Source organism: Bradyrhizobium sp. SZCCHNS30572, assembly GCF_032484415.1.
Classification (GTDB): domain Bacteria; phylum Pseudomonadota; class Alphaproteobacteria; order Rhizobiales; family Xanthobacteraceae; genus Bradyrhizobium.
Window position 1 is genome coordinate 285,582 of sequence record NZ_JAUESY010000007.1, and the last position, 25,360, is coordinate 310,941.

27 protein-coding genes are annotated in these 25,360 nt (G+C 67.5%); 17 read left to right on the forward strand and 10 right to left on the reverse strand.

The window, feature by feature from the left end:
* The first annotated feature begins 39 nt into the window (after positions 1–39).
* Positions 40–1,251, forward strand: coding sequence for an APC family permease (locus QX048_RS21050; RefSeq protein ID WP_315826612.1), 1,212 nt, complete (start codon positions 40–42; stop codon positions 1,249–1,251).
* A gap of 82 nt (positions 1,252–1,333) precedes the next feature.
* Positions 1,334–2,629: an MgtC/SapB family protein gene (locus QX048_RS21055; RefSeq protein ID WP_316200645.1), complete on the forward strand. Its 1,296-nt coding sequence runs from the start codon at positions 1,334–1,336 to the stop codon at positions 2,627–2,629.
* 20 nt (positions 2,630–2,649) lie between these two features.
* Here QX048_RS21055 and QX048_RS21060 read toward each other — a convergent pair whose 3' ends face one another.
* The 5 genes from QX048_RS21060 to QX048_RS21080 form a co-directional block, all read right to left on the reverse strand.
* A complete protein-coding gene (locus tag QX048_RS21060; RefSeq protein ID WP_315753881.1) occupies positions 2,650–4,611 on the reverse strand; it encodes a putative bifunctional diguanylate cyclase/phosphodiesterase in 1,962 nt (653 codons plus the stop codon).
* 249 nt (positions 4,612–4,860) lie between these two features.
* Positions 4,861–5,418, reverse strand: a complete 558-nt coding sequence (locus tag QX048_RS21065; protein ID WP_006610584.1) for an HNH endonuclease — start codon at positions 5,416–5,418, stop codon at positions 4,861–4,863.
* A 222-nt stretch (positions 5,419–5,640) separates the two neighbouring features.
* Entirely contained in the window at positions 5,641–6,612 is a 972-nt protein-coding gene (locus QX048_RS21070) for a peptidyl-alpha-hydroxyglycine alpha-amidating lyase family protein (RefSeq protein WP_316200646.1), read from the reverse strand.
* Between the two features lie 75 nt (positions 6,613–6,687).
* Positions 6,688–7,779, reverse strand: coding sequence for a DUF2855 family protein (locus QX048_RS21075; RefSeq protein WP_316200647.1), 1,092 nt, complete (start codon positions 7,777–7,779; stop codon positions 6,688–6,690).
* A 109-nt stretch (positions 7,780–7,888) separates the two neighbouring features.
* Entirely contained in the window at positions 7,889–8,542 is a 654-nt protein-coding gene (locus QX048_RS21080; RefSeq protein ID WP_316200648.1) for a DNA-3-methyladenine glycosylase 2 family protein, read from the reverse strand.
* Between the two features lie 90 nt (positions 8,543–8,632).
* Here QX048_RS21080 and QX048_RS21085 point away from each other — a divergent pair, with 90 nt between their 5' ends.
* From QX048_RS21085 to QX048_RS21095, 3 genes are all read left to right on the forward strand, one after another.
* A complete protein-coding gene (locus tag QX048_RS21085) occupies positions 8,633–9,499 on the forward strand; it encodes a nucleotidyltransferase domain-containing protein (RefSeq protein WP_316200649.1) in 867 nt (288 codons plus the stop codon).
* Complete coding sequence (gene gluQRS, locus QX048_RS21090; RefSeq protein ID WP_316171837.1) at positions 9,499–10,368, forward strand: tRNA glutamyl-Q(34) synthetase GluQRS; 870 nt, start codon at positions 9,499–9,501, stop codon at positions 10,366–10,368. The genes QX048_RS21085 and gluQRS overlap by 1 nt, the downstream gene beginning before the upstream one ends.
* Before the next feature lie 558 nt (positions 10,369–10,926).
* Positions 10,927–12,087: an ATP-binding protein gene (locus tag QX048_RS21095; RefSeq protein ID WP_410052176.1), complete on the forward strand. Its 1,161-nt coding sequence runs from the start codon at positions 10,927–10,929 to the stop codon at positions 12,085–12,087.
* Here the strand turns inward: QX048_RS21095 and QX048_RS21100 are convergent.
* Positions 12,014–12,907, reverse strand: coding sequence for a YihY/virulence factor BrkB family protein (locus tag QX048_RS21100; RefSeq protein ID WP_315718152.1), 894 nt, complete (start codon positions 12,905–12,907; stop codon positions 12,014–12,016). The two genes, QX048_RS21095 and QX048_RS21100, sit on opposite strands and share 74 nt — an antisense overlap.
* 130 nt (positions 12,908–13,037) lie before the next feature.
* Here QX048_RS21100 and QX048_RS21105 point away from each other — a divergent pair, with 130 nt between their 5' ends.
* The 6 genes from QX048_RS21105 (at position 13,038) to QX048_RS21130 (ending at position 16,931) form a co-directional block, all read left to right on the forward strand.
* On the forward strand, positions 13,038–13,232 hold the full coding sequence (locus QX048_RS21105; RefSeq protein WP_315718162.1) for a twin transmembrane helix small protein: 195 nt from the start codon (positions 13,038–13,040) through the stop codon (positions 13,230–13,232).
* A gap of 45 nt (positions 13,233–13,277) precedes the next feature.
* Positions 13,278–13,850, forward strand: coding sequence for a cob(I)yrinic acid a,c-diamide adenosyltransferase (locus tag QX048_RS21110; protein WP_315736202.1), 573 nt, complete (start codon positions 13,278–13,280; stop codon positions 13,848–13,850).
* Positions 13,851–13,984: 134 nt separating this feature from the next.
* A complete protein-coding gene (locus QX048_RS21115; RefSeq protein WP_316200651.1) occupies positions 13,985–14,734 on the forward strand; it encodes an electron transfer flavoprotein subunit beta/FixA family protein in 750 nt (249 codons plus the stop codon).
* A complete protein-coding gene (locus QX048_RS21120; RefSeq protein WP_315718148.1) occupies positions 14,734–15,678 on the forward strand; it encodes an electron transfer flavoprotein subunit alpha/FixB family protein in 945 nt (314 codons plus the stop codon). Before QX048_RS21115 ends, QX048_RS21120 begins: the two co-directional genes overlap by 1 nt.
* Positions 15,679–15,777: 99 nt before the next feature.
* Entirely contained in the window at positions 15,778–16,656 is an 879-nt protein-coding gene (locus QX048_RS21125; RefSeq protein WP_316200652.1) for a 3-hydroxybutyryl-CoA dehydrogenase, read from the forward strand.
* A 77-nt stretch (positions 16,657–16,733) separates the two neighbouring features.
* Entirely contained in the window at positions 16,734–16,931 is a 198-nt protein-coding gene (locus tag QX048_RS21130; RefSeq protein WP_315718145.1) for a putative motility protein, read from the forward strand.
* A 10-nt stretch (positions 16,932–16,941) separates the two neighbouring features.
* Here the strand turns inward: QX048_RS21130 and tlpA are convergent, their stop codons facing one another.
* Complete coding sequence (gene tlpA / locus QX048_RS21135; protein WP_315826619.1) at positions 16,942–17,631, reverse strand: thiol:disulfide interchange protein TlpA; 690 nt, start codon at positions 17,629–17,631, stop codon at positions 16,942–16,944.
* A gap of 98 nt (positions 17,632–17,729) precedes the next feature.
* Here tlpA and argH point away from each other — a divergent pair, with 98 nt between their 5' ends.
* From argH to QX048_RS21160, 5 genes are all read left to right on the forward strand, one after another.
* The gene (gene argH, locus QX048_RS21140; RefSeq protein ID WP_315826620.1) at positions 17,730–19,121 is read left to right on the forward strand and encodes an argininosuccinate lyase; all 1,392 of its coding nucleotides are present in this window, start codon (positions 17,730–17,732) and stop codon (positions 19,119–19,121) included.
* 83 nt (positions 19,122–19,204) lie between these two features.
* The gene (gene lptM / locus QX048_RS21145; RefSeq protein WP_315718142.1) at positions 19,205–19,498 is read left to right on the forward strand and encodes an LPS translocon maturation chaperone LptM; all 294 of its coding nucleotides are present in this window, start codon (positions 19,205–19,207) and stop codon (positions 19,496–19,498) included.
* Positions 19,499–19,773: 275 nt separating this feature from the next.
* The gene (lysA, locus tag QX048_RS21150) at positions 19,774–21,039 is read left to right on the forward strand and encodes a diaminopimelate decarboxylase (protein WP_315826621.1); all 1,266 of its coding nucleotides are present in this window, start codon (positions 19,774–19,776) and stop codon (positions 21,037–21,039) included.
* A 233-nt stretch (positions 21,040–21,272) separates the two neighbouring features.
* Entirely contained in the window at positions 21,273–21,569 is a 297-nt protein-coding gene (locus QX048_RS21155; protein WP_315826622.1) for a type II toxin-antitoxin system RelE/ParE family toxin, read from the forward strand.
* 2 nt (positions 21,570–21,571) lie between these two features.
* Positions 21,572–21,895 (forward strand): addiction module antidote protein, encoded by a 324-nt coding sequence (locus tag QX048_RS21160; RefSeq protein WP_315826623.1) that lies wholly within the window; start codon positions 21,572–21,574, stop codon positions 21,893–21,895.
* A gap of 116 nt (positions 21,896–22,011) precedes the next feature.
* On the opposite strand, the gene QX048_RS21165 is transcribed toward QX048_RS21160, so the two are convergent.
* From QX048_RS21165 to QX048_RS21175, 3 genes are all read right to left on the reverse strand, one after another.
* Entirely contained in the window at positions 22,012–22,560 is a 549-nt protein-coding gene (locus tag QX048_RS21165) for a hypothetical protein (RefSeq protein WP_315826624.1), read from the reverse strand.
* A 117-nt stretch (positions 22,561–22,677) separates the two neighbouring features.
* On the reverse strand, positions 22,678–23,079 hold the full coding sequence (locus QX048_RS21170; RefSeq protein ID WP_315826625.1) for an NUDIX hydrolase: 402 nt from the start codon (positions 23,077–23,079) through the stop codon (positions 22,678–22,680).
* Between the two features lie 263 nt (positions 23,080–23,342).
* Positions 23,343–24,329 (reverse strand): zinc-dependent alcohol dehydrogenase family protein, encoded by a 987-nt coding sequence (locus QX048_RS21175; protein ID WP_315826626.1) that lies wholly within the window; start codon positions 24,327–24,329, stop codon positions 23,343–23,345.
* 132 nt (positions 24,330–24,461) lie between these two features.
* Here QX048_RS21175 and QX048_RS21180 point away from each other — a divergent pair, with 132 nt between their 5' ends.
* Positions 24,462–25,316 carry a LysR family transcriptional regulator gene (locus QX048_RS21180; protein WP_315826627.1) on the forward strand — a complete coding sequence of 285 codons (855 nt, stop codon included), beginning with the start codon at positions 24,462–24,464 and terminating at the stop codon, positions 25,314–25,316.
* The last annotated feature ends 44 nt before the right edge of the window (positions 25,317–25,360 follow it).

Sequence of the window (25,360 nt, forward strand, 5' to 3'; positions counted from 1 at the left end):
TGATCAAGAATGGACGTCGTGGTGCCGCAAGATCCAATCGTGCCTCCATCTGGCTTGCGGCGGCGGCTCGGACTGCCGCTGCTGGTCCTCTACGGCACGGGTGTGACCGTCGGGGCCGGCATCTATGTCCTGATCGGCGCGGTCGCCGGTCATGCAGGAGTCCATTCCTCCTGGGCCTTTGCGCTGGCGGCCTTCGTGATGGCGTTCACCGCCGCCTCCTATGCCGAGCTTGCGACCCGCTATCCCGTGAGCGCCGGCGAGGCCGCCTATGTCCGCGCGGCCTTCAAGTCGCGGCTGCTCTCGACGGCGGTCGGCTCGCTGCGGCTCGCCACCGGCATCATCGCGGCGGCCGCGGTGACGCTCGGCGGCGCCGGCTACATCCGGCAACTGATCGATCTGCCGACGCCGCTGATCGCGACGGCCATCGTGGTCGCGCTCGGCATTGTGGCGTCCTGGGGCATTCTCGAATCGGTGATGCTCGCCGGACTGCTGACCTTGATCGAGACCGGCGGACTGGTGTGGATCGTCGTCTCGGCCGTTCACTCCGGCGTCGCGTTCGGCCCTGCCTTGCTGACGCCGCCGCCGCTCGATCTCGGCGTTCTCTCCGGCATCACCTTCGCCGGCCTGCTTGCGTTCTTCGCCTTCGTCGGCTTTGAGGACCTCGCCAACGTCGTGGAGGAGGCCAAGAGCCCGCAGCGAAGCATTCCGTGGGCGATGGCGCTCACGCTGCTGATCACCTCCGTGCTGTATGTGCTGATTGCTGCGATCGCGGTGACCGCTGTGGCGCCGGGCGTGCTGTCGGCCTCTCCGGCGCCGCTCAGCCTGGTGTTCAATGCCGTCGCAGGCATCAGCCCCGCCGCCTTCACCGCGATTGCGATCGTGTCCACGCTCAACACCGTTCTCGCCCAGATGACGATGACGGCGCGCGTCGTCTATGGCATGGCGGGGCAGGGCGACCTGCCGCGCATCGCCGGCCGCGTCGATCCGCGCACCGGAACGCCGCTGATCGCAACCGGCCTCGTCATGCTGGCGGTCGCGATCCTCGCGCTGGCCTTCCCGCTGGAGCGGCTGGCGGAAGGCACCTCGCTCGCGACGCTGACGATCTTCGCCATCGTCAATCTGTGCCTGCTCCGTATCCGCATCCGGCGCATCGGATCGGATGCCGCCCATGTGCGGGTGCCGCTATGGGTCCCCGCACTTGGTCTCATCACGTGTATGCTGATGATCGTCAGCGCGTTCGTCGCGGCCTGAGCGGACCGATGGGAAACCTTGCGGCGATGTACCGGGTTGCCCGATGTCCCCCGGCGCAGACCTGGCGGTTTGACGTAGGACCATGTCGATGCCGGATCTCATGAGCCTCAGTCCCGCGATCATCGCGATCGTCGTCGCGCTCGGCATCGGGTTGCTGATCGGCTTGGAGCGCGAGCGCCGCAAGGGCGAGGGGCCCGGGCGCTCGCCCGCGGGCTTGCGGACCTTTGCGGTCGCGTCGCTGGCCGGCGCGGTGAGCATGCTGATCGGCGGCAAGCTGCTGCTGGCCGTCGTCACCGCTGGAATCATGGTCCTCACGGCGATCGCCTATTGGCGTTCGCGCAGCGACGATCCGGGACTGACCTCGGAGGCGGCGCTGATCCTGACCGTCCTGCTCGGCGGCCTCGCCACCGAGCAACCTGCTCTGGCGGCGGGCGTCGCCGTCGTGCTGGCGGTGCTGTTGGCGGCCCGGCCGGTGCTGCACGACTTCGTCCGTTCGGTGCTCAGCGAGAGCGAGCTCAAGGACGGCCTGATCTTTGCCGCGGCCACGCTGGTCGTGCTGCCTCTGCTCCCGGATCAGCCGATCGGTCCGTACGGCGCGCTCAATCTGCGCGGCATCTGGACGCTCGTCGTCCTGATGATGGCGATCGGTGCCGCCGGACATGTCTCGATGCGGCTGCTCGGCGCACGCGGCGGGCTCGCCGTGTCCGGCTTCGCCTCGGGCTTCGTCTCCAGCACGGCCACGATCGGCGCGATGGGCGCACGGGCGCGCAAGGCGCCGGAGCTTGGCGGCGCCGCAGCCGCCGGCGCGGCATTGTCGACGGTCGCGACCATCGCCCAGCTCGCCGCGGTGCTGGCCGTCACCAGCCTCCCCGCGCTGCAGGCGCTGCTGGTCCCGCTGCTCTGCGCCGGCGCGGCGGCGACGATCTACGGCGCGATCTTCACGATCGTCGGGTTGCGGCAGAGCGGTTCCGCCGACCTGCCGCCCGGACACGCCTTCAGCCTGCCGGGCGCGCTGTTGCTGGCGCTGACGATCTCTGCGGTGCTGGTGCTCTCGGCCGCGTTGCGCGAGGCGTTCGGCGAAGCCGGCCTGGTGGCGAGCGCTGCCGTCGCCGGTCTCGTCGATACCCATGCGCCGGCGGTGGCCGCGGCTGCGCTCGCCGCGTCGGGCAAGATCGGCGCCGCCGATGCCGTGGCTCCGGTGCTCGCGGCGCTGTCGGCGAACACGATCAGCAAGATCGTGGTGGCGTGGACCAGCGGCGGGTCGTCCTTCGCCCTGCGCCTCGTCCCCGGCCTCGTCCTCGTCATCGCCGCCGCCTGGGCCGGCGCCTTCGGACCGAGCCTTGCCCATGGTCTTGCCGATGTGCTGGTCCATCCGTGAGCGCGACGTCCGCGCAGCACCTACGCGCTGCGCGGCAAGCGCTCGACCGCGGCAGCAGCACCGCTGCGATGCTGGACGAGCCACGCGATGGCGTCGTCCTCCTTCATCGGCTTGCCATACAGCCAGCCCTGTCCGTAGGAGCAGCCGAGCATGCGAAGGCACTCGGCGTCCGCCTCGCTCTCGACGCCCTCGGCGATCATGCGGTGGCCGAGCGGCAGCGCCACCGCGGTGATGGCGGCGACGAGCTGCTGATCCCGTCGGTTGCCGGCGATGCCGTGGATGAAGGAGCGGTCGATCTTGATGGTGTCGATCTCGACCGCCATCAGGTTCGCGATCGAGGAATGGCCGACGCCGAAATCGTCGATCGCAAGACCAAAGCCGTATTGGTCGATCAGCTTCAATTCGTCGGCGCAGCGCTTGGGATCGAACATCGCCTCTTCGGTCACCTCGATCTCGATCCGGTGGGGATCGACGCCGTAGCGCTCGGAGACGGTCTTGAGGGTCTGCGCCGGCGAGTGAAGCGGGAATTCCCGCGGCGAGACGTTGATCGATACCCGGATGCCGTGCGCCTTCTTGCGGTCGAGCGCGCGCAGGAACGCGCAGACGCGCTCGCCCACGAACTCCGTGAGCTGGCCGGACAGGCGCAACCGGATCGCCGCGGACACGATGTCCGGCGGCGGGATCAGTCCGGCGCTCGGGTGCTTCCAGCGCAGCAGCGCCTCGAAGCCGATGACCTCCTGCGTGGCCATCGCGACCTGGGGCTGGAATTCGACGTGGAGCTCGCGGCGGGCCAGCGCGGCGGGGAGCTCGGCATCGAGCCGGCGCTGCTGCGTCAGCTCGGACTGCATCTTGGCGTCGAACACGCGCATGCAGGCGCGGCCGTCGTCCTTGGCGCGATAGAGCGCGACGTCGGCGCGGGCGGAGAGCTCTTCCAGATCGATCGGGCCTTCCGCATGCGCCGCGATGCCGATCGAGCAGCTCACGGGCAGCACCTGGCCCGCGATCGCGAGCGGCTGCGCGAGGGCGGCCATCAGCCATTCGGCGAGTGCGACGGACCGGCTCGCCACGTCGTCGCCCTGCATGACGACGACGAACTCGTCGCCGCCCAGGCGGACCGGCAGATCGTCGCCGCGGCAGGCGGATTGCAGCAGCGCGGCGATGGCCTGAATGACCCGGTCGCCGGCATCGTGGCCGCGCGCGTCGTTGATGGTCTTGAAGTTGTCGACGTCGATCAGGAGGAATGCGACCCCGCGTCCGGAACGGCACGCCGCGGCGGCCACGGTGCGGAAATGGCTGCGATTGGCGAGCCCGGTGAGCGAGTCCGTGCGAACCAGACGCTCCAAAGCGTGGTTGGCCTCGGCGACGGATTCCGCCAGCACGGTCGCCTCGATGGCGGTCTTCTGGCTCGCGATGAAGTTGCGCTCGCCGAGCCGCGCTGCGCGGAACAGCATGAAGGTCAGGAAGGCGACGTCGACCGCGACGATGTAGTCGACGTCGCTGCCCGAGATCAGCATCCGCAGCACGGTCGCGCCCATCAGCGGCGCGCCGAACGCGATCGCCATCCTCGAATAGGCGAGACTCTGGATGATGGCTCCGGTGGTGGTGCCGGCCATGATGAAGACGACGTCGTTGACGTTGTGCGCGTGGGAGAAGGCCGGCAGCGCGATCGGGACGATCGCCCACAGCACGCCGCTGGCGAAAGCCATGATGGTGAGATTGCGCAGCACGCGCTGTGGATCGCGCTCGATCCGTCCGGACGATTTCAGGTACGACACCCATCCGGCGCGGAACGCGGCGAAGACGATGGCTGCGCCCAGCCACCAGAAGATGAGGGTGCCGCCCTCCCTGAGATACAGCAGCAGCGCCAGCGACGTTGCGATCGCCACATTGGCGAACATCGTGAGGGAAATGTTCTGCAGCGAGCTGGCTGCCTGGGCTTTCGCGAGCGCCGCCGCTTTGCACTCGGTGGTTGCGGTCTGCATGCGCGGAACGGACGGCCCTGCTGGATCGGTGACGGAAGCGGGCAGCCATGGCGGCGGCCCATGCGGCAACGCGCGAGCATGCTGAACAGGGACCTAAAGTGGAGTTAATCCAGTCCGATATATGGCCGGACGGCCGGGCCGTTCGGGCCTGCGGATCTGGCGGCCGGGCGTTCACAGACTCCAGCGAGAGCAGCATGTCGCCGCCGCCGGGGCGATGTCCAGCATCAACACCGACAACGGGCCGATCCGCTACGGATCGAGCTCGGTGTCCCAATAGAGATAGTCGAGCCAGCTGTCGTGCAGGTAGTTCGGCGGGAACAGCCGGCCGTTGCGATGGAGCTGGTGGACGGTTGGCGCATAGGGCGCCTGCTTGGGGAACATCTTGGCCTGCTGTGGCGTCAGATTGCCCTTCTTCAGATTGCAGGGCGAGCAGGCGGCGACGACGTTCTCCCAGGTGGTCTGGCCACCCTTGCTGCGGGGGATGACGTGATCGAAGGTCAGGTCGTCGCCGGAGTGGCAGTACTGGCAGGCGAAACGGTCGCGGAGGAAGACGTTGAAGCGGGTGAAGGCCGGATGCGTCGACGGCTTTACGAAGGATTTCAGCGAAACCACGCTGGGCAGCTGGATTTCGAAGGACGGACTTCGGATCGCGCGGTCGTAGTATTCGACAATGTTGACGCGATCGAGAAACACTGCCTTGATCGCGTCTTGCCACGACCAGAGAGACAGCGGGTAGTAACTCAGCGGCCGGAAGTCCGCGTTCAGCACCAACACCGGCCAACCGCCTTGCGAGACATGTGCGTTCAAGTAACGCTCCTGGCCTCCATAACGGCTGCGAAGCAGCATGCCCTGACATACTACATGCAGCGTGACGGGATTGTGAAGCCCCAAGAATGGCTTGACATGGCTTCTCCCGCCTTTGGAGCTGCCGTCCAAAGCGCGTCAGAACCGTGGCAGAGCGCCCGATCGCCGCACTGCAAATCAGTTGCATGTCTTCCGGCACGACGACGACCAGCAGGACGACCAAGGTCAGCCCGGGACCCGCTCCAGCTTCTGCAGGCAGCGGTGGATCCTGACCTCGTCCGGCATCGGCCGGTCCGGGAAGCTCGTGCTCCAGTTGGTGACGCCGACCTCGCCGACATAGATGTCGCCGCGGCTGTCGATGGCGAGGCCGTGCGGGGCCAGGAAGCGGCCGGTTTCCAGGCCCGGACCGTGCTCGCCGCCGAGCCGGGCGATGCGCCGGCCGGTGGCGTCGGTGATGGTCAGCCGCGGTCCGAGATTGGGAACGTTGAGGTTGACCGGCATGCCGGGGCCGAGCTCGCCGATGATGAAGGTCTTGCGCCCCGCGCCGCAGGCGCACAGCGCGCAGGGCCGATGCAGATTGTTCCACTGCGTCTCGTAGCGGCCGTCGCCGTCGAAGATCTGGATGCGGTGGTTCTCGCGATCGGCGACATAGACAAAACCGTCGGCATCGGTCGCGATGTTGTGAACGATGTTGAACTGGCCGGGATCGGAGCCGGGCTCGCCCCAGCTGCGGATCAGCCGGCCGTCGGGTGTGTATTTGTGGACCCGCGCATTGCCGTAGCCGTCGGAAACGTAGATCTCGCCCGAGGGCGACAGCGCGGTGTGGGTGCAGCGGTTGAACGGCTCGCCGCTCATGAATGGCGCCGGACGCTCCGGCAGGCCGATGGTCAGCAGCACCTTGCCGTCATCCGTGCATTTGCGCACGGTGTGGTCGCCATCGTCGGTGCAGTAGAGATTGTCCTCGCTGTCGATCGACAAGCCGTGGGCGCGACTGAACAGGCCCTCGCCCCAGCTCTTGATGAAATTGCCGTCGCGGTCGAACACGATCATCGGATGGGCGCCGCGATTGAAGGCGTAGACGCGATCCTTGCTGTCAACGGCAACCGAGGCGACGTCGGTGAGCGCCCAGCCCTCGGGCAGCTTGGCCCAGTCCTTGACGACGCGATAGCTGTAACTGCCCGTTCCGAGAATGGACATCGCCTCGCCTCCCTGCCTCTGCGCAACCTCGGTCCGGACAACGCTACACGGGTTTGGTCGCGGGTGAAAACCTGCTTACGTCGCCATCGTCAGCATGTGGCCCTCATGCGGCGGAATATGACCTTGCAAGGTGTCGAGATAGACGCGCTGTACGGCCTCCGGTCCGCGTCCTTCCGTGATCGTGAGCCAGCCGTCGAGCCGCGGGGCGAAGTCCCGCCACGCCGCGCCGAGCCGGCTTTCGATGCCGCCGGGTCCCCATTCCCTGGCACGCTTCCTGATCTGGTCGGGCGCGAAGAACCAGGTGGGCGGGGCACCGGGAAGCATCTCTGCGTTATCGCTGCCGTCCTGATGCGTCAGACCGACGCGGCCGGAATAGACGAGGTTGTCGCCGTAGTGCCGATGCAGCGCGGCGCGGAGGCTGGCGTTGCCGGCCATGTCGACGAACGCAGCGCGCGACCTCGCGTCGAGCATGTCGACCGCGTCGTAGGTCACGACCTCGTCGTAGCAGCCGAGCGAGCGGACGAAGGCGGCATTCGATGGCGAGGTCAGCCCGATCACGCGGATGCCCTTGCGCCGCGTATGCAGGAGGTGGGCGAGTCCGAACGCGGTCTTGCTCGAGGCCGAGGACAGGATGACGGTTGTGGCGCCGAAATGGGCCTGTTCGGCGAGAAAGTCGTCGACCAGGAACGACAGCATGAACAGCGGGCGCAGTAGCGCCTGATCATCGCCTTGCCGTCCGGCAAAGGCGGGATCGTCGCCCACCCGCGCATAGGCGTTGTAGACCGGCGCGACGCCCTGGCGGTGCGCGGCCGCGTCGCGCAGGCCGCGCTTGCCGACGTCGGCGGCCTCGATGACGAGATGCGTCGCCATCGGGAAGTAGCCGAACAGGCGCTCGCCTTCGGCGACGGCAGGATGGCGGGACGCGATCACGTTGCCGAAGCCCCATACGGGAATGATGCCGAAGCTGTCGGGCGCGGGAAACAGTTGCCAATATTTCAACTGCTCGCCGAGCAGCGCGTAGGTGATGTTGTTGGCGGTGAAGGCGAAGCGGTCGACCTTCACCAGCAGCGCCTCGGCAGGAAGCGCGTCGCCATCGGGAAGCTCGGTGGCGATCGTCTTGCACTGCTGCAGATCGCCGCGCGCGACGATGAAATCGGACGATTGCATGATGAAGACCTCGGCCGTTCGTTTGCTGTGCGTCGTGGCGCGATCCTGGCCGACATCGATGACCGTTTTGCAACCCCAACTTTGTTTGAAACGGCGTTCGCCGGAGTTGTTAGTTCGCCGGCGTGATCACGCCCTCGCGCTTCTTGACGACGCGGTAATAGCTCCACCACAGGTGCGCCGCCGCGCCGCGCAGCGGGCGCCACGCTTCGGCCAGCGGCATCATCTGCTTGGCCGTAGGCCGCGTCGCAAGCCCGAGCCCGACCTTGACCGCCTCCTGCACGGCGAGGTCGCCGGCCGGCCAGGCATCGCCATGGCCGAGGCAGAACAGCAGGTAGACGTCGGCGGTCCACGGCCCGATGCCGGGCAGAGCGGTCAGGGTGGCGTGCGCGGCGTCGGCGTCCTCATCGGCGAGCACGTCGAGGTTCAGCCGCCCGGCGCCGAGCTCGCGCGCGATGTGCTTCAGCGTCTTGATCTTGGCGGCAGAGAGGCCGAGCCGTCCCAGCCGGTCGGCGCGGGCGCGGCGGACGGCGTCGGCATCGAACGGATCGAATGCCGCCTGCAGCCGGCCCCAGATCGCGGCCGCGCTCGCGGTCGAGAGCTGCTGGCCGCAGACGATGTGGGCGATCCCGGCGAAGCCCGGCTCACGCCTCCGGAGCGCCGGCATGCCGGTCGCTTCGAGGACGGGCGCCAGCCGCGCGTCCTGCTTCACCAGGTCGCGGATCGCGTCCTCGAGAACGGCTTGGCTGCCGAGGTGAAGGGTCATGGCGTCGCCGAACGGGCTGGGCCATGTCGCGCCGGGTGGACGGCAGGAAGGCCCAGGGCTAAGGCAGCATCAGTCACGGCTGGAACTCTCATGAGCTTGCGTAGCATCCCCTCCGACATGGCCCGCCACAAGGTCGCCGGGATGGACTCCCTGCTGGATCGCGTCGTTGCCGAGCACGGCGTGTTTCTGCCGCTCGCCATCGAGAGCGGCAGCCGCGCCTGGGGCTTTGCCTCGCCCGACAGCGACTATGATTGCCGGTTCGTCTATGTGCGGCGCGCCGCCGATCATATCAAGCCATGGCCGGTGCGCGACGTCATCGAGTTTCCGCTCGAAGATGATTACGACGCCAACGGCTGGGATCTGGCCAAGGCGGTACAGCTGCTGCTGAAGGGCAATGCGGTCATCATCGAATGGCTGCGGTCGCCGGTGGTGTATCGTGGCTCCGCTTGGTTTCGTGATGACTTTCTCGCCTTCGCCAGGAGCGTGGCGAGCCGCGATGCCGTGGCGCGGCACTATCTGCATCTCGGTGAACGGCAGCGCCGCGCGTATTTCGGCGACGGCACGGAGGTTGCGCAGAAGAAGATCTTCTACGCGCTGCGGCCAGCCGCGACGCTGCGCTGGCTGCGCCTGCACCCAAGGGAAGCGGTGGCGCCGATGCATTTTCCGACCTTGATGGCGGAGTGCGATCCACCCGCGGTCTTGCAGGCGGAGGTGGCCGAGCTGATGCAGCGGAAAGCCTCGACCCGCGAGCTCGGCATCGCACCGCTGCCGCCCGTGGTGGCCGCGTTCGTCGATGCCGAGTTCGAGCTGGCCCGGTCGGCCTTCAGCGAATGCCGCAGCAGTACGGCCGAAATGATGCAGCAGGCAGAGCACTTCTATCGGACCGTGGTCGAGCGTCTGGAACGCGAAACGCAGGCAGGAGAGGCGCAGGGCTCTGTGGCGTCGAACTCATCATGATGCCACCCGTTTTCCGATTTGCCCCCAGCCCCAACGGCTATCTGCATCTCGGCCACGCTTTTTCGGCGCTGTTGAACTTCCAATGCGCGCAGCGGAGCGGCGGCCGCCTGTTGCTGCGCATCGAGGACATCGATCCGACCCGCTGCCGCCCCGAGTTCGAGCAGGCGATCTATGAGGACCTCGCCTGGCTCGGCATCGCCTGGGAGCAGCCGGTGCGGCGGCAATCGGAGCACCTTGCCGAGTACCGCGCTGCGCTGGACCGGCTGCGGGGCATGGGGCTGGTCTATCCGAGCTTCGAGAGCCGGGCCGAGGCCGCGCGGATGGTCGCGCAACGGGATGCAGAGGGGGCTTGGCCGCGCGATCCGGATGGCGCGCCGCTCTATCCGGGGACGGCGACCTCGCTCTCCGAGGCGCGCCGTGCGGCACTGATGGCCAGCGGCGCGCCCTATGCCTTGCGGCTCGACATGGCCGCCGCGGTCGCGCGCGCCGGCCGGCCGGCCTGGGACGAGCATGGCGCCGGGCCTTCGGGCGAGAGTGGCAGGGTCGAAGCAAGGCCGGAGGCCTGGGGGGATGTGGTTCTGGCGCGCAAGGAGACGCCGACCAGTTATCACCTCTCCGTCGTGCTCGACGATGCCCTGCAGGGGGTGACCGAGGTGGTGCGTGGGCAGGACCTGTTTCATGCCACGAGCGTGCACCGGCTGCTGCAGGTCCTGCTCGGCCTGCCGGCTCCGGCCTATCGGCATCACCAACTGATTCGCGACGCGCAGGGCCACAAGCTGTCCAAGTCCTCCCGGGCAACGGGATTGCGCGCCTTGCGTGCGGAAGGCGTCTCGCCGGCGGAAATCCGACACAGGATCGGCATGGTCTAGCCGCGTCCTGCCGCAAGCCCCGATGTCTCCCAACGTTTCCGGCGGGGACAACCTCCGGGGCATCGTGACACCCGGAAACGACCGTGCCATGCTGCTCAATGGCGCGGGTTATCGGGAGCTTCAATCGAAAGCGGCACGACGAGACATGACAGTACAAGTGCCCCTTCGTTTTTCGGAGTTCATGTCACAGGGGCCATGATGAAGCGCGTTCGGAAGATGAGTACGGGGCGTCGGGCCCGACCGGCCAAGCCGGCTGCGCCCAGGTCCGCCGGCGCGTCCAGAGCGCCCGCGGAAAAGGCGCCCTCCAGGACGACATCCCCGAGGATGCCGTCGTCCGCAGCACAAGCGCCGAAGACACAAACGCAGAAGACCAGGGCCGCGAAGGCGGCGCCGGCCAAGGAGCGCACCAAGGCGCGACCGCTCAAGAAGCACGTTCCTCAGGTCACGGCGATGGCGGGGAGCCGGCGAAGCGCGGCCAAGTCCGGAGTGAGGAAGCCCGAGACCGCGAAGTCCGTGCCCAAGGCTGCCGCTGGATCACCAGGAGTCGTCGAAGCCGCGCTGGCGGTGTTCGCCCATGAAGTGCGCACGCCCCTGACTGGCATTCTCGCCATCAGCGACCTGCTCGCCACCTCCGAGCTTGGCGAGCGCGAGCGGCGCTGGGTCGATACGATCAAGGCCGGCGCGGAGCATCTGTCGAGCCTCGCCACCCTGTTCGTCGATGCCGCCAAGGACGAGACCACCGGCGCGCTGCCGCGTGAGGATCTGTTCGATCTGCGCGTGCTGGCGCGGGCCGCCGGAGACTCGCTGTCGGGCCGCGCCGCCGCCAAGGGGCTGGATGTCAAGGTCCACGTTTCCGACGACTTGCCGGGACTCGTGATCGGCGACCCCGTGCGGCTGCGCGCTGCGCTCGAGAACCTGATCGACAATGCGGTGAAGTTCACCGAGCAGGGGGGCGTGGCGCTGGAGGTCGTTCCGGCACGCCGCGGCGGTCGCGGCAAGCCGAGCAGGGGCGCAGGCCGAGGCGCGGGCAGGGGCAGGGGCAGCGCCGCGATCGCCTTCCACGTCTCGGATTCGGGCATCGGCCTGACCCTGAAGGAGATCAAGCGGCTGTTCCGGCCGTTCAGCCAAGCCAATGTTTCGATTGCCTCGCGCTTCGGCGGGGCCGGCCTCGGACTGTCCTCGGTCCGGCAACTGGCGCGCGCCATGGGCGGCGATGTCGCAGTGGCGCCGCATGAAGGCGGCGGCACGACCTTCACCCTGACGGTGACGCTGACCGTTGCGGCTACACCGCACGCCACCGCCGGCGGATCGGAAGATGGTGTCGCCCTCGCGCCGACGCGGCCCCTGCGGATCCTCGGGGTGGAGGACAATCCGTTCGGCCGCGTGGTGCTCAACACCATCCTCAATGAACTCGGCCACCAGGCCGAGTTCATTGGCCGCGGCGAGGCGGCGCCGGAGCGGATCGCGGCCGGCAATTACGATGCGGTGCTGATGGACATGGTGCTGCCCGGCATCAACGGCGTCGAGGCGATTGCTCGCATTCGCAAGCTGGACGCGCCCCACGGGACTATCCCGATCATCGGCGTGTCCGGACGCGGCGAGGACGAGGCGGCCTCGCGGGCTGCCGGCGCGGATGCGTTCCTGCTCAAGCCCGTTTCGCCGCGGGCTCTAGCGACTGCGCTTCTTGGAGCGACACGCCGCGCGGCAGCCGCGACTTGATGATCGAAGCGTTCAATTCGCCGCCATACACGAAGATCGCGGCGATGAAATACAGGAACACCAGTGCGATGATCACCGATGCGAGCCCCGCATACATCGTGACGTAGTTGTTGGCGAAGCGCGCCAGGTACTGGCCGAACACGATCCCTGACACCAGCGAGGCGATGAAGGTGAAGACGATGCCGGGCAGGATCTGCATGAAGCTGCGCCGCCCCGCCGGCAGCCAGGCGTGCAGGATGAACAGCGCGACGACCAGCGCGCTGATGGTGATGCCGTAGCGCGTCAGGTTGACGAAGCGCTCGTTGGCTTCGACCGCCAGCGGCAGGTAGCGCCGGGCGGTGGCGAGCATCAGCGGGCCGAGCACGATCAGGAACGACATCGCCAGCGCCGTGAACGCGGCGACCAGGGTATAGCCGATCGATTCCAGCCGCAGCCAGTACCAGCGGCGCTGTTCGATCACGCCGTAGGCGCGGTTGAGCGCGACCCGCAGCGCCTCGACGCCGTTCGAGGCGAAGTAGACCGCGAGCACGGCGCCGATGGTCAGCGCATCGGTCCGGGTCGTGGTCAGCACGTCGTGGATCTCGCCGGTCAGCGCATCCGCCACCTGCGCCGGCCAAGTCTCGAGCATCAAGGTGGCGGCCTGGTCGGCCAGGTCCTTGGAGCCGAGAAAGCCGGCGAGCGAGGTCAGGACGATCAGGAACGGAAACAGCGCCATCAGGGTCGACAGCGCGATATGGCTGGCGATCGCCCAGCCGTCGTCGGCGAGGAAGGTGTAGAACGCGTCCATGACGACGTGGAAGATGTAGCGAAGCGCCTTCACCTGTCCCTGCACTCCGCGAAAGAACGTGATTTGTACAATCCGATATTACGGGTCCAAAAGCCAGAAGTTGCAGCGCCGGCTGCGCGGATCCGCCATGGCGCTCTTGCGTTTGCGGTGTTATCTAGCACCGATGGCTTCACTTCTTGGTAAATTCATCCTTCCCATCGCCGTTGGCGCGGTCGCCCTGGTGCTGTTTCTCGGCCTCGTCAACATGACGCGCGGCGGCTCGCCGAACCTGTCGCAGAAGCTGATGCGCTGGCGGGTGATCCTGCAGTTCGTCGCGATCGTCGTTGCCATGGCGGCGATCTGGGCAATGGGGCGCTGAGACCGAGACGCCGAGGCGTCGAGAAACGGACGTTGAGAACGCAGCATGGTGGTCCTGAATCGCATCTACACACGGACAGGTGACGACGGTACGACCGCGCTCGGCAATGGCGAGCGGCGTCCCAAGTACGATCTGCGCGTCTCCGCCTATGGAACCGTTGACGAGACCAACGCTGCGATCGGCGTGGTCCGGCTGCATCTGGCCGATGCGCCCGAGATCGATGCGATGCTCGGCCTGATCCAGAACGATCTGTTCGACCTCGGCGCCGATCTCGCCGTGCCGCAGCGCGAGGGCAAGGCGGAGCGGCTGCGCGTCGTCGCGAGCCAGGTCGACCGCCTGGAGCGCGACATCGATACGCTGAACGAGCGGCTCTCGCCGCTGACGTCGTTCGTGCTGCCCGGAGGGACTGCGGCGGCGGCGCATCTGCATGTGGCGCGTACCATTTGCCGCAGGGCGGAACGGATCATGACGGAACTCGCCGGCAAGCCTGACGAGCCGGTCAGCGAGGCCGCCATTCGTTATATGAACCGGTTGTCGGATTTCCTGTTCGTGGCCAGCCGGGCGGCAAACCGGAACGGCGCCGGCGACGTGTTGTGGGTGCCGGGCCAAAACCGTTAACCCGCAAAACCGTTAACGCGGGGGCGTGCGGGCCTGCGTTTTTTCGCCCCTCGCGCGTTGACCGGGGGGTACGGGGGCTTTAGGTTCCGCGCCCGAAAGGTCAACCCCGGACAATTTAGAGCGAAAGAGGATCGATGAAGGTTCTGGTGCCGGTCAAGCGGGTGGTCGATTACAACGTCAAGGTCCGCGTCAAGAGCGACGGATCGGGCGTTGAGCTCGCCAACGTCAAGATGTCGATGAATCCGTTCGACGAGATCGCCGTCGAGGAAGCGCTGCGGCTGAGGGAAGCCGGCAAGGCGACCGAGGTGGTGGTGGTCTCGATCGGGCCCGCGCAGGCGTCCGAGACGATCCGCACCGCGCTCGCGATGGGCGCCGACCGCGGCATCCTGGTCAAGGCCGAGGGCAACGTGGAACCGCTGGCGGTCGCGAAGATCCTCAAAGCCGTGGCGCAGGACGAGCAACCGGGTCTGATCATCCTCGGCAAGCAGGCGATCGACGACGATTCCAACCAGACCGGCCAGATGCTGGCCGCGCTGCTGGGCTGGGCGCAGGCGACCTTCGCCTCCAAGCTCGAGGTCGAGGGCTCCGATTTCAAGGTCACCCGCGAGGTCGACGGCGGCCTGCAGACCGTGAAGCTCAAGGGGCCGGCGATCGTCACCACCGACCTTCGCCTCAACGAGCCGCGCTACGCGTCGCTGCCGAACATCATGAAGGCGAAGAAGAAGCCGATCGCCGAGAAGACGGCGGCCGACACCGGTGTCGATCTCACGCCGCGGCTCGAAGTGCTCAAGACCACCGAGCCGGCGGGCCGCAAGGCCGGCGTCAAGGTCAAGGACGTCGCCGAGCTCGTCAACAAACTCAAGACCGAGGCGGGGGTGCTCTGATGGCCACGCTGCTGATTGCCGAACACGACAATGCATCCATCAAGGACGCCACCAACAAGGCGCTGACGGCGGCGACAGCCCTCGGCGCCGATGTCGACGTGCTGGTCGCGGGCCAGGGCGCCAAGGCTGCGGCCGAAGCCGCCGCCAAGCTCGCCGGTGTCAAGAAGGTGCTGCTCGCCGATGATGCGGCCTACGCGCATGATCTCGCCGAGCCGCTCGCCGACCTCGTCGTCAAGCTCGCCGCGAACTACGACGCGATCGTCGCGCCCGCGACCTCGCGCTTCAAGAACGTGATGCCGCGCATCGCCGCTTTGCTCGACGTGATGCAGGTGTCGGAAATCATCAAGGTCGTGGCGCCCGACACGTTCGAGCGTCCGATCTATGCCGGCAACGCGATCCAGACCGTGAAGTCGAAGGACGCCAAGAAGGTCATCACAGTGCGCACCTCGACCTTCGCCGCCGCAGGCGAGGGCGGCAGCGCGTCGGTCGAGACCGTGGCGGCCGCCGGCGATCCGGCGCTGTCGACCTTCGTCGGCGAGGAGGTCGCCAAGAGCGACCGTCCCGAGCTGACCTCGGCCAAGATCATCGTCTCCGGCGGCCGCGCGATGCAGAGCCGCGAGAACTTCGCCAAGTACATCGAGCCGCTCGCCGACAAGCTCGGCGCCGGCGTCGGCGCCTCGCGCGCCGCGGTCGATGCCGGCTATGCGCCGAACGACTGGCAGGTCGGCCAGACCGGCAAGGTGGTCGCGCCGGAACTGTATGTCGCGGTCGGCATTTCAGGCGCCATTCAGCATCTGGCCGGCATGAAGGACTCCAAGGTGATCGTCGCGATCAACAAGGACGAGGACGCGCCGATCTTCCAGGTGGCCGATTACGGTTTGGTGGCCGATCTCTACCAGGCGGTTCCGGAGCTGACCGAGGCGCTCGGCAAGCTCGGCAAATAACGCTGCTGGCACCGGCCGCGTGGGACCGCGGCGGCCGGTGTTCTCACTTCCAAGGGCATGGGCGGGCGCAGCAGGCGTGCCGTTCGGGTGGATGACAACATGGCTCAGATCAACAGGCTCGGAGTGATCGGCGCAGGACAGATGGGCAACGGCATCGCGCACGTTGCCGCGCTGGCCGGCCTCGACGTGGTGCTCAACGACGTCACTGCCGACCGGTTGAAATCGGGCATGGCGACCATCAACGGCAATCTGACCCGCCAGGTCGCGAAGAAGGTGATCTCCGAGGACGCCCGCAACCAGGCGCTCGGCCATATCTCGATCAGCGAAACCCTCGATGGCCTCGCCGATTGCGATCTCGTCATCGAGACCGCGATCGAGAAGGAGGACGTCAAGCGCAAGATCTTCCACGATCTCTGCGCGGTGCTGAAGCCGGAGGCGATCATCGCCTCCAACACCTCGTCGATCTCGATCACCCGGCTCGCCGCCTGCACCGATCGCCCCGAGCGCTTCATCGGCATTCATTTCATGAACCCGGTTCCGCTGATGGAGCTGGTCGAGCTGATCCGCGGCATCGCCACCGACGACGCCACCTTCGAGGCGGCCAAGGAGTTCGTCGGCCGGCTCGGCAAGCAGGTCGCCGTTTCCGAGGACTTCCCGGCCTTCATCGTCAACCGCGTGCTGCTGCCGATGATCAACGAGGCGATCTACACGCTCTACGAGGGCGTGGGTAATGTCGAGGCGATCGATGCGGCGATGAAGCTCGGCGCGCATCACCCGATGGGGCCGCTCGAGCTGGCCGATTTCATCGGTCTGGATACCTGTCTGTCCATCATGCAGGTGCTGCACGAGGGGCTGGCGGATTCCAAATACCGGCCGTGCCCGCTGCTGGTGAAATATGTCGAGGCCGGCTGGCTCGGTCGCAAGACGCAGCGCGGCTTCTACGACTATCGTGGCCCCAAGCCGGTGCCGACCCGCTGATTTTACCGCCGCCGGGCTCGACCGATACGCTTCGTTAAGGCTCCTCGGTTAGCGTGCCGCTAGCGAGGTAAGCGCGTATGGACATGAGCTTGGTGGCTGCGGTCATGGCGCAGCAGGCGAGTGCGACACAGCAGCAGGTCGCCACGTCGGTGCTGAAGCAGAACCTGAACGCCCAGAAGGATGCGGTGCTGACGCTGCTCGGCGGCGCGCAGCAGACATTGTCGCTCGCCAATGCCGGCCCCGGCGTCGGCGGCAACCTCAACATCGCCGCCTGAGTTCTCCCGATTAGAGTCCCGCGGCGGCCTTCGATGTCGCCGCCTGGATCAGCTTGACCGCGTCGGCGCTGTCCCACTCGGCGGGACCCGCGATGGTCGCGATCTCGCAGCCATTGCCGTCGACCAGCACCGAGGTCGGCATCCCCAGCGCGCGGCCGACCGCCTTCAGATCCTGGAACACCTTGGCCTTCGGATCGGCGAAATAGGCGAGCTGCGTCAGCTTGGCGTCGGCGAGGAACGTCTTCGGCTTCTCCGGGTCGCGGGTGTCGATGTTGACCGCGACCACCTGGAAGGCGTCGCTGCCGAGCTTGGCCTGCAGCCCGTCCAGCGCCGGCATCTCCTTGCGGCAGGGCACGCACCAGGTCGCCCACAGGTTCAATAGCACCGTCTTGCCGCGGAAATCCGACAGCTTCTTCGCTGCCCCCGTGCCGTCCTCGAAGGCGAGATCCGGCAGCCGCAGCGGCACTGTTGCCGCCGTCAGCGCCGCCACCTCGCCCTTGATCAGCGGTGCGATCCGCTTGGCGGCGTCGACCGCCGCCTGACAGGCCTGGTCGCCCGCCGGCCGTCCCTTCAGCAATCCGCCAAAGGTCACCGCCGCGATGCCGGCCACGGCGACCACCGCCACGGCACCGGCCGCGAGCAGCGTCCGCCGCGAGGATGCGGGGCGGGCAGGGGAGGGATCAGGCTTATCGTTTGTCATCTCGGGTCGGTTGCGGCTATCAGAGGCGCGAATTTCGGGATACCGGACGGTGTGTCCCATCCAGCGGCGGTCAGCAAGGTCTTGGAAGCGGTTCAGGCATGAGCAACACGATGTGGGGCGGACGGTTCTCGGAGCGTCCCGACGAGATCATGGAGGACATCAACGTCTCGATCGACGTCGATCGCCACCTTTACGCGCAGGATATCGCCGCTTCCAAGGCGCACGCCGCCATGCTCGCCGCCCAGGGCATCATCACCGCGGGTGATGCGAAAAATATGGCCAAGGGTCTAGACACGATTTTGTCAGAGATCACCAAGGGTTCGTTCGAGTTCAAGCGGGCCCTGGAAGACATCCATATGAATGTCGAGAGCCGGCTCTCCGAGCTGATCGGCCCCGCCGCCGGCCGCCTGCACACCGCGCGCTCGCGCAACGACCAGGTCGCGACCGACTTCCGCCTGTTCGTCCGCGACACCATCGACGACATCGACGCGGCGCTCGCCGCCTACCAGCACGCGCTCGCCACCCGCGCGCTCGAATACGCCGGCACGGTCATGCCCGGCTTCACCCATCTGCAGACCGCCCAGCCGGTCACCTTCGGCCACCATCTGCTCGCCTATGTCGAGATGGCCGGGCGCGACCGCGGCCGCTTCATCGATGCCCGCAAGCGCCTCAATGAATCGCCGCTGGGCGCCGCCGCGCTCGCCGGCACCTCGTTCCCGATCGACCGCCACGCCACCGCGGAAGCGCTCGGCTTCGACCGCCCGATGGCCAATTCGCTCGACGCCGTGTCGGACCGCGACTTCGTGCTGGAGACCTTGTCGGCCGCCTCGATCTGCGCCGTGCATCTGTCGCGCTTCGCCGAGGAGATCGTGATCTGGACCTCGCCTTTGGTCGGCCTGATCAAGCTGTCGGACAAGTTCACCACCGGCTCCTCGATCATGCCGCAGAAGCGCAATCCGGACGCCGCCGAGCTGGTGCGCGCCAAGACCGGCCGCGTCATCGGCGCGCTGAACGGGCTGCTGATCGTGATGAAGGGCCTGCCGCTCGCCTACCAGAAGGACATGCAGGAGGATAAGCAGGGCGCGATGGAGGCGTTCGCGGCGCTGTCGCTCGCCATCCGCGCCATGACCGGCATGGCGCTCGACCTCGTGCCGGACGAGGCCCGCATGAAGGCCGCAGCCGGCGAGGGCTACGCCACCGCCACCGACCTCGCCGACTGGCTGGTGCGCACCCTCAAGATGCCGTTCCGCGAGGCCCACCACGTCACGGGCCGGATCGTGGCCTTGGCCGCCAAGCAAGGCGTCGCCCTGCACGAGCTGCCGCTGAAGGCGATGCAGGAGGTCGAGCCGAAGATATCAGCCGAGGTGCTCGGCGTGCTCTCGGTCGAGTCCTCGGTGAAGAGCCGCACCAGCTACGGCGGCACCGCGCCGAAGAACGTGGCCGCGCAGGCCAAAGCCTGGCTGAAGCGGCTGGAAAAACAGCGAAAGTAGGGCTCCCGTTCGAAATTTGATCGGCCCGGCGTGGCACTCCCGCACTCGTCAGGCCGGTGCATTCTCTGTATGGTGCCGCCCGCATGGGGATTTCACACGTGAATCGCGCTCGCCGTCCAACCTCCGCCGCCCGGGTCCTGCTCGTCCTGGGCGCTTCAGCCCTTCTGCTGGCCGCCTGCGGCCGCAAGGGTCCGTTGGACCTGCCGGCCAACTCCCCGCCGGCGCCGCAGATGTCGGCCGCTCCCGCCGACACCGCGACGGATGCCGCCAACAAGCCCGGCCTGTTCAACTCCGGCTACGGCGCCGACGCCGCCCCGGCCGCCACCCGCGGCCAGAAGAAACCCTTCATCCTCGACCCGCTGCTCGACAGCAAATAGAGCTCGAACTCCCTCTCGATCAGCGCTCGATGCCACCCTCCCCTGGAGGGGGAGGGTCGCCTCACGGTGAGCGCAGCGAAGCGTGAGGCGGGGTGGGGCGATCTCTCCACGCGCACCGTCCTCGCGGCTTCACCCCACCCCGCTCGCCCGCTTCGCGTGCGATCGACCCTCCCCCTCCAGGGGAGGGTGGCAGCGCGGGTTTGACAATCCGCCCCATTTCCCGGCAATTCGCCGCCACAATCATTCATCTCGCAGCCCGCGCGCGGACCTGACCCATGAACCACTTCGACTACCGCGACGGCGTGCTGCACGCCGAGGCCGTCAATCTCGCCGAGCTCGCCGCCACCGTCGGCACCCCGTTCTACTGCTACTCCACCGCCACGCTGGAGCGGCACTACCGCGTGTTCGCGGACGCCTTCGCCGGCCAGGACGTGCTGATCTGCTACGCGATGAAGGCCAACTCCAACCAGTCGGTGCTGCGGACGCTCGCCAAGCTCGGCGCCGGCGCCGACGTCGTCTCCGGCGGCGAATTGAAGCGCGCGCTGGCGGCTGGCATCCCCTCGCGCAAGATCGTGTTCTCCGGCGTCGGCAAGACCGAGGCCGAGCTGCGCGCCGCGCTCGCAGCCGACATCCACTGCCTCAACATCGAATCCGAGCCCGAGCTCGATCTGCTGGCGCGGCTCGCGGTCGAGACCGGCCACACCGCCCGCATCTCCGTGCGCGTCAACCCCGATGTCGACGCCGGCACGCACGCCAAGATCTCGACCGGCAAGTCGGAGAACAAGTTCGGCATTCCGCTGGAGCACGCCCGCCGCGTCTACGCCCGCGCGGCGAAGATGCCGGGCATCAAGGTCACCGGCGTCGACGTCCATATCGGCAGCCAGATCACCGATCTCGGTCCGATGGAGACCGCCTTCCGCATCCTCACCGAGTTCGTGCAGACCCTGCGCGCCGACGGCCACGACATCTCCCATGTCGATTTCGGCGGCGGCCTCGGCATCCCCTATCACATGGACCGCGCGGTGCCGCCGGAGCCCGCCGCCTACGCCGCGATGGTCAAGCGCGTCTCGCACAATCTCGGCTGCACCCTGATGTTCGAGCCGGGCCGCATGATCGTCGGCAATGCCGGCATCCTCGTCGCCCGGGTGATCTATGTGAAGCATGGCGAGGCCAAGAACTTCGTCATCATCGACGCCGCGATGAACGACCTGATCCGCCCGACCTTGTACGAGGCGCATCACGACATCCTGCCGGTGATCCAGCCCGCGCCCGGTGCGCTGTCGTTCACAGCCGACGTCGTCGGCCCGGTCTGCGAAAGCGGCGACTACCTCGCGCTCGACCGCACGCTGCCCGAGCCCAAGCCGGGCGATCTCCTCGCCATCATGACATCAGGCGCCTACGGCGCCGTCCAGGCCTGCACCTACAACACCCGCGCGCTGGTGCCCGAGGTGCTGGTCAAGGGCGACCAGTCCGCCGTGATCAGGCCGCGGATCGAGGTGGAGCAGCTGATCGCGATGGACACGCCGGCGCCGTGGCTGTGAGGGGCTGCCGCGCATTGAGCTGACAGCGTTGTGCCCGTCTGCTTCCACATCGTCATGGCCGGGCTTGTCCCGGCCATCCACGTCGTCCGGCATCCTGGGAACGACGTGGATGCCCGGGACAAGCCCGGGCATGACGGAGTAACTCATCGGCAGGCGTTCCTGCCGCGATTGCTCGGTTCAGGCTTGCACATCGTGCTCTTGTGCGTCTGTAATCCATAGATTACATTCCCCAGATGGTCGACGTTCGCGAAACGCCCGGCTTCTCGCGTTGGCTGGCCGCGTTGAGCGATCAGCGCGCTCGTTTGTACATCGTCCGGCGGATCAGCCGGGTGGCCGCCGGAAACTTCGGCGATGCCAAGTCCGTTGGCGGTGCGGTCAGCGAGCTTCGCGTCGACTACGGCCCGGGCTACCGCATCTACTTCACGAGGCGCGGCAAGACCGTCGTCATCCTGCTCTGCGGTGGCGACAAGCGGACCCAGGCGAGGGACATCGAGAAGGCCCAGGACCTCGCGGCGACATTGGAGGATTGAGGATGAAGGTCAGCAAGCTGAAGAAGTTCGACGCCGCCGAGCACCTCCGCACACCGGCCGCCCGCGCGGAGTATCTCAACATCGTGCTTGCCGACGGCGATCCCGCCGAGGTCCGCGACGCGCTCAATCTGGTCGCCCGCGCGCAGGGTATGAGCCAGGTCGCAAAGGCCGCCGGCGTGACCAGGGAAGGGCTCTACAAGACGCTCGGCGAAAACGGCAACCCCGAATTCGCAACCGTCCTGCGCATCATCGCCGCGATGGGAATCCGGCTGACCGCCGAGCCGGCCCAAGCCAAGCCGAATACGAAAGCCGCGGCGTTGCGGTGACGATGAGAGACTGCGGAGAGGGCGGTCTTCTGGTCGGGGATCGAGATCGAGACCTCATTTTCAATTGATGCGCGGGAGTCCGGGCTGTCAGGCAAGCTATCGCCATTGGACTACGGCTATGGTGCCCTTCGGTACGGCCCACGCGGTGAGATGGATTGGTGAGGCCACGGCCGCTCGAAGACCGGGCCCTCGAACCTCGTCCGGCCGTCACATGACTTCACCACGAAGCGGAAGCGGCCGTACATCGGAAAGTTCCTGTCGCAGCCCCGGGCGCATTGGGCCGAACAGGACATGCCGGTCCACGGCTTCGGTCGCAGACCGCGTTCGTCGATCCTCACGCATGTACCGGGCGGTTGGTCGCACGACGCCACGAGCTTGAGCGAGTCGCGATCGAGATCACCAGCGCGCTCGAAGGTGCCGTCGGCGCGCTGCTCCTCGACGATCAGTTCGGAAGCGAGCTCGACCGTTCCATGAGCGCGAAGTTCGAGTTCGCCGAACGTCGGTCCGTTGCGAATTTCGACGGCGGCGTCACCTCCGGCGTCTGCCGCGGGCGCGCGCGCCGGCCAGGCGAGCAGCATGGCACAGCTCAGCAGGCCGATCAGAGCACGCATCGGCGCCGCGATCGTCCTCCGCCTAAGCGCCAACTGCGCGATCGACATGGGCATGGCCATGATGCTCCTGGCTCGCCTGATCATGCGCATGGCCTACGGTGACAGTGCGCCCGATCAAAGGCCAACGCAGCGGGACCCAGGACTTGAGGGCACTGTTGCGCACTCCTCGACTCAGCGCTCGCGGCGCAGGGCCCGCACAGCCTGCTGCGTTGCCAGCGTGAGTGGATTCGGAAGCTCGTGCAAGGCGAACCAGCCGAACGCGGCGTGCTTGTCGGGCTCGGCCAGCCTCGGCTCACCCTTGAAGCCCGAGGCGAGATAGACCGGCGCAACCCAATGTTCGCCCCTCAGCCGGTCGATCTGGTCGACAACGCAGATCAGCCTGAGATCGCCAAGCGTGATGTTGAGCTCCTCTGTCGTCTCGCGCCTGACGGCGTCCTCCACCGGCTCCAGCCAGTCGACCTTGCCGCCCGGCAGGCCCCAGCAGCCGGCCTCCGGGTCGCGAAGGCGCTGGACGAGCAGGATCGCCCCGCCATCAACGATCACAACACCGCAGCCCAACCGAGGCTCGTTCATCGCCATGTGTCGGCCGCTGAATCCATTTCGTCGTTGAGGCGGATCGTAGCAGAATTGATGTGGGAGGCCTTGGCAGTTTCGGATGTCTGGGCGCACTCACTGTCCGGTCTCGTCATTCTGGTGTGGTGCAGTCAACTGCCCGTCCGCCTCACATCCATCCGAAACGGGTCGAGAAAACTGCAGCGTCACCGTAATTCGTCCATGAAGTCGGTCCGGAAGAAGCCCGGCTCGATCGCCGTGTGAGGCTCGCGGGTCGCGCCGGCTCATGCCGCCGCGATGTCGATGGCGATCTTGCCGGTGCCGCCCGTCTTGAGCGCGTCATAGGCCGCACCGACGTCCTCGAGGGCGAACCGGCGTGGGTCGAGCAGCGGCGTGAGCTTGCCGGATTCCACCAGCTGTGCGGCCTGGGCGAGGATCTCGCCGTGATGCCGCCGTCCCTTGCCGTCGAGCAGCGGCAGCAGCGTGAAGACGCCGGAATAGGTGCCGCCCTTGAACGACAGCGGCGCCAGCGGATGGGTGCCCCAGCCCAGCGACGAGGTGACATGGCCGAACCGCGCGACCGCGGCGAAGGCTGTGTCGAGCGCGCCGACCGTGTCGTAGACGATGTCGAAGCCGCGGCCCGCCGTGATGCGCTCGACGGCGTCGGCGATCGGTTCGTTGCGGTCGATGAAGACAGCGCCCAGGCGCTCGATCACCGGCCGGCTCTCTGGACGTCCCGTTGCGAAAACCGTTGCGCCGAAGGCGAGGCCGAGCTGGACGACGATGTGACCGACACCGCCGGCGCCGCCCAGGACGAGCAGCGTCTGTCCCGGCCGGATGCCGACGCGATCGACCAGACCTTCCCAGGCCGTGATCGTCACCAGCGGCAGGACGGCCGCCTCGCGCATGCTGAGGTTCGCCGGCTTGGCCGCGAGCAGATCCGCGTCGGCGCTGACATATTCGGCCAGCGTTCCCGGGTGGCCGCCGACTCCGCCGACCATGCCGTAGACCTCGTCGCCCGGACGAAACCGGGTGACGCCTTCGCCTGTGGCCTCGACCGTGCCGGCCATGTCCAGGCCGAGGATGGCCGGAGCCGGTTGCCTGGCATGCGCGGCCTGGCCGGCATGGATCTTGGTATCGAGCGGGTTGGTGCCGGCCGCGGCGATGCGGACGAGGACCTCGCCGCGTCCCGGCGCGGGGCGGCTGATCGCGGTGACGCGGAGCGGCGCGCCGGTTTCGTGGAGAATGGCAGCCTTCATCGAGATGGTCATGGCGACCTCCTGCTGTGATGGAGGCATCATCGGCGATCGCATCCTGAATGGACATCATCCAGTTCGCATGCAATTCATTCAGTTCTGAATGGATGCCTCGTGTCCGTCGCCCCCGTCGTCGAAAGGCCTCGCATGGAATGGAGCGACCTGCGGATCTTCCTCGCCATCGCGCGCGAGGGCACGCTCGGCGCGGCCGCGCGCCGGCTCGGCCTGTCGCAGCCGACCATGGGACGCCGCCTGGCAGCGCTCGAAGCGGCCGTGAGCCAGACGCTGTTTCAGCGCACGGCCGAAGGCTTCGTGCTGACCCACGAGGGCACGGCGGTGTTGGCCCACGCCGAGCGGATGGAGGAGGAGGCGCTCGCGTTCGAGCGGCGCCTGGCGGGCGCGCAGGCGCAGCTCGACGGTTTTCTCAGGATCTCGTCGTCGGATTGGTTCGGCCGCCTGATGCTGACGCCGGTTCTGGCCGAATTCGGCCGGCTGCACCCGCGCGTCTGTGTCGAGCTCTTGACCGACGCGCGGCTCTACAGTCTTCCCCGCCGCGAGGCCGATCTCGTGTTTCGCATCCGCGCGTTCGACGAGCCGGAGGTGATCTCGCGGCGGCTCCTGCACATCCCCTATGCCGTGTACGGCCCGCTCGACGGCCCGCAGGCCGTCGAGGGCGATGGCCGGGGGATCAGGGTCGTCACCATGGACACGGCCTTCGCCGACATGCCCGATGCGCGCTGGCTGGCGAAGCGACTGCCGAAGGCCGAGGTCGCGATGCGCAGCAACAACCGCGACGTTCAGGCCATGCTATCAGCGCAAGGCGCGGGGCTCGCCGTGCTGCCCCGGCCGCTCGGCGACGCGACGCCGGGCCTGCGGCCCGTCGACATCGGCGAGCAGCCGCCGGGGCGGGACACCTATGTCGGCTATCACCGCGATCTGCGCCGGCTCGCCCGGCTGCGGGCGCTGCTCGACCTCGTCATCTCGCAACTGGCGTCCGCGTGAGATGCGTTTGATACTGCGTCGCTCTCGATCTCCTCGGCCCTCCG

Excerpts from the sequence above, each read along its gene's own strand:
- QX048_RS21120 (WP_315718148.1), top strand. The coding sequence starts at position 14,734 with ATGGCCACGCTGCTGATTGCCGAACACGACAATGCATCCATCAAGGAC.
- QX048_RS21085 (WP_316200649.1), top strand. The coding sequence starts at position 8,633 with ATGAGCTTGCGTAGCATCCCCTCCGACATGGCCCGCCACAAGGTCGCC.
- QX048_RS21165 (WP_315826624.1), bottom strand. The coding sequence starts at position 22,560 with ATGCCCATGTCGATCGCGCAGTTGGCGCTTAGGCGGAGGACGATCGCG.
- QX048_RS21115 (WP_316200651.1), top strand. The coding sequence starts at position 13,985 with ATGAAGGTTCTGGTGCCGGTCAAGCGGGTGGTCGATTACAACGTCAAG.
- gluQRS (WP_316171837.1), top strand. The coding sequence starts at position 9,499 with ATGCCACCCGTTTTCCGATTTGCCCCCAGCCCCAACGGCTATCTGCAT.
- QX048_RS21175 (WP_315826626.1), bottom strand. The coding sequence starts at position 24,329 with ATGACCATCTCGATGAAGGCTGCCATTCTCCACGAAACCGGCGCGCCG.
- QX048_RS21075 (WP_316200647.1), bottom strand. The coding sequence starts at position 7,779 with ATGCAATCGTCCGATTTCATCGTCGCGCGCGGCGATCTGCAGCAGTGC.
- QX048_RS21070 (WP_316200646.1), bottom strand. The coding sequence starts at position 6,612 with ATGTCCATTCTCGGAACGGGCAGTTACAGCTATCGCGTCGTCAAGGAC.
- argH (WP_315826620.1), top strand. The coding sequence starts at position 17,730 with ATGAGCAACACGATGTGGGGCGGACGGTTCTCGGAGCGTCCCGACGAG.
- QX048_RS21105 (WP_315718162.1), top strand. The coding sequence starts at position 13,038 with ATGGCTTCACTTCTTGGTAAATTCATCCTTCCCATCGCCGTTGGCGCG.
- tlpA (WP_315826619.1), bottom strand. The coding sequence starts at position 17,631 with ATGACAAACGATAAGCCTGATCCCTCCCCTGCCCGCCCCGCATCCTCG.
- QX048_RS21160 (WP_315826623.1), top strand. The coding sequence starts at position 21,572 with ATGAAGGTCAGCAAGCTGAAGAAGTTCGACGCCGCCGAGCACCTCCGC.
- QX048_RS21080 (WP_316200648.1), bottom strand. The coding sequence starts at position 8,542 with ATGACCCTTCACCTCGGCAGCCAAGCCGTTCTCGAGGACGCGATCCGC.
- QX048_RS21155 (WP_315826622.1), top strand. The coding sequence starts at position 21,273 with ATGGTCGACGTTCGCGAAACGCCCGGCTTCTCGCGTTGGCTGGCCGCG.
- QX048_RS21110 (WP_315736202.1), top strand. The coding sequence starts at position 13,278 with ATGGTGGTCCTGAATCGCATCTACACACGGACAGGTGACGACGGTACG.
- lysA (WP_315826621.1), top strand. The coding sequence starts at position 19,774 with ATGAACCACTTCGACTACCGCGACGGCGTGCTGCACGCCGAGGCCGTC.
- QX048_RS21170 (WP_315826625.1), bottom strand. The coding sequence starts at position 23,079 with ATGAACGAGCCTCGGTTGGGCTGCGGTGTTGTGATCGTTGATGGCGGG.
- QX048_RS21060 (WP_315753881.1), bottom strand. The coding sequence starts at position 4,611 with ATGCAGACCGCAACCACCGAGTGCAAAGCGGCGGCGCTCGCGAAAGCC.
- QX048_RS21125 (WP_316200652.1), top strand. The coding sequence starts at position 15,778 with ATGGCTCAGATCAACAGGCTCGGAGTGATCGGCGCAGGACAGATGGGC.
- QX048_RS21055 (WP_316200645.1), top strand. The coding sequence starts at position 1,334 with ATGTCGATGCCGGATCTCATGAGCCTCAGTCCCGCGATCATCGCGATC.
- lptM (WP_315718142.1), top strand. The coding sequence starts at position 19,205 with ATGGGGATTTCACACGTGAATCGCGCTCGCCGTCCAACCTCCGCCGCC.
- QX048_RS21180 (WP_315826627.1), top strand. The coding sequence starts at position 24,462 with ATGGAATGGAGCGACCTGCGGATCTTCCTCGCCATCGCGCGCGAGGGC.
- QX048_RS21130 (WP_315718145.1), top strand. The coding sequence starts at position 16,734 with ATGGACATGAGCTTGGTGGCTGCGGTCATGGCGCAGCAGGCGAGTGCG.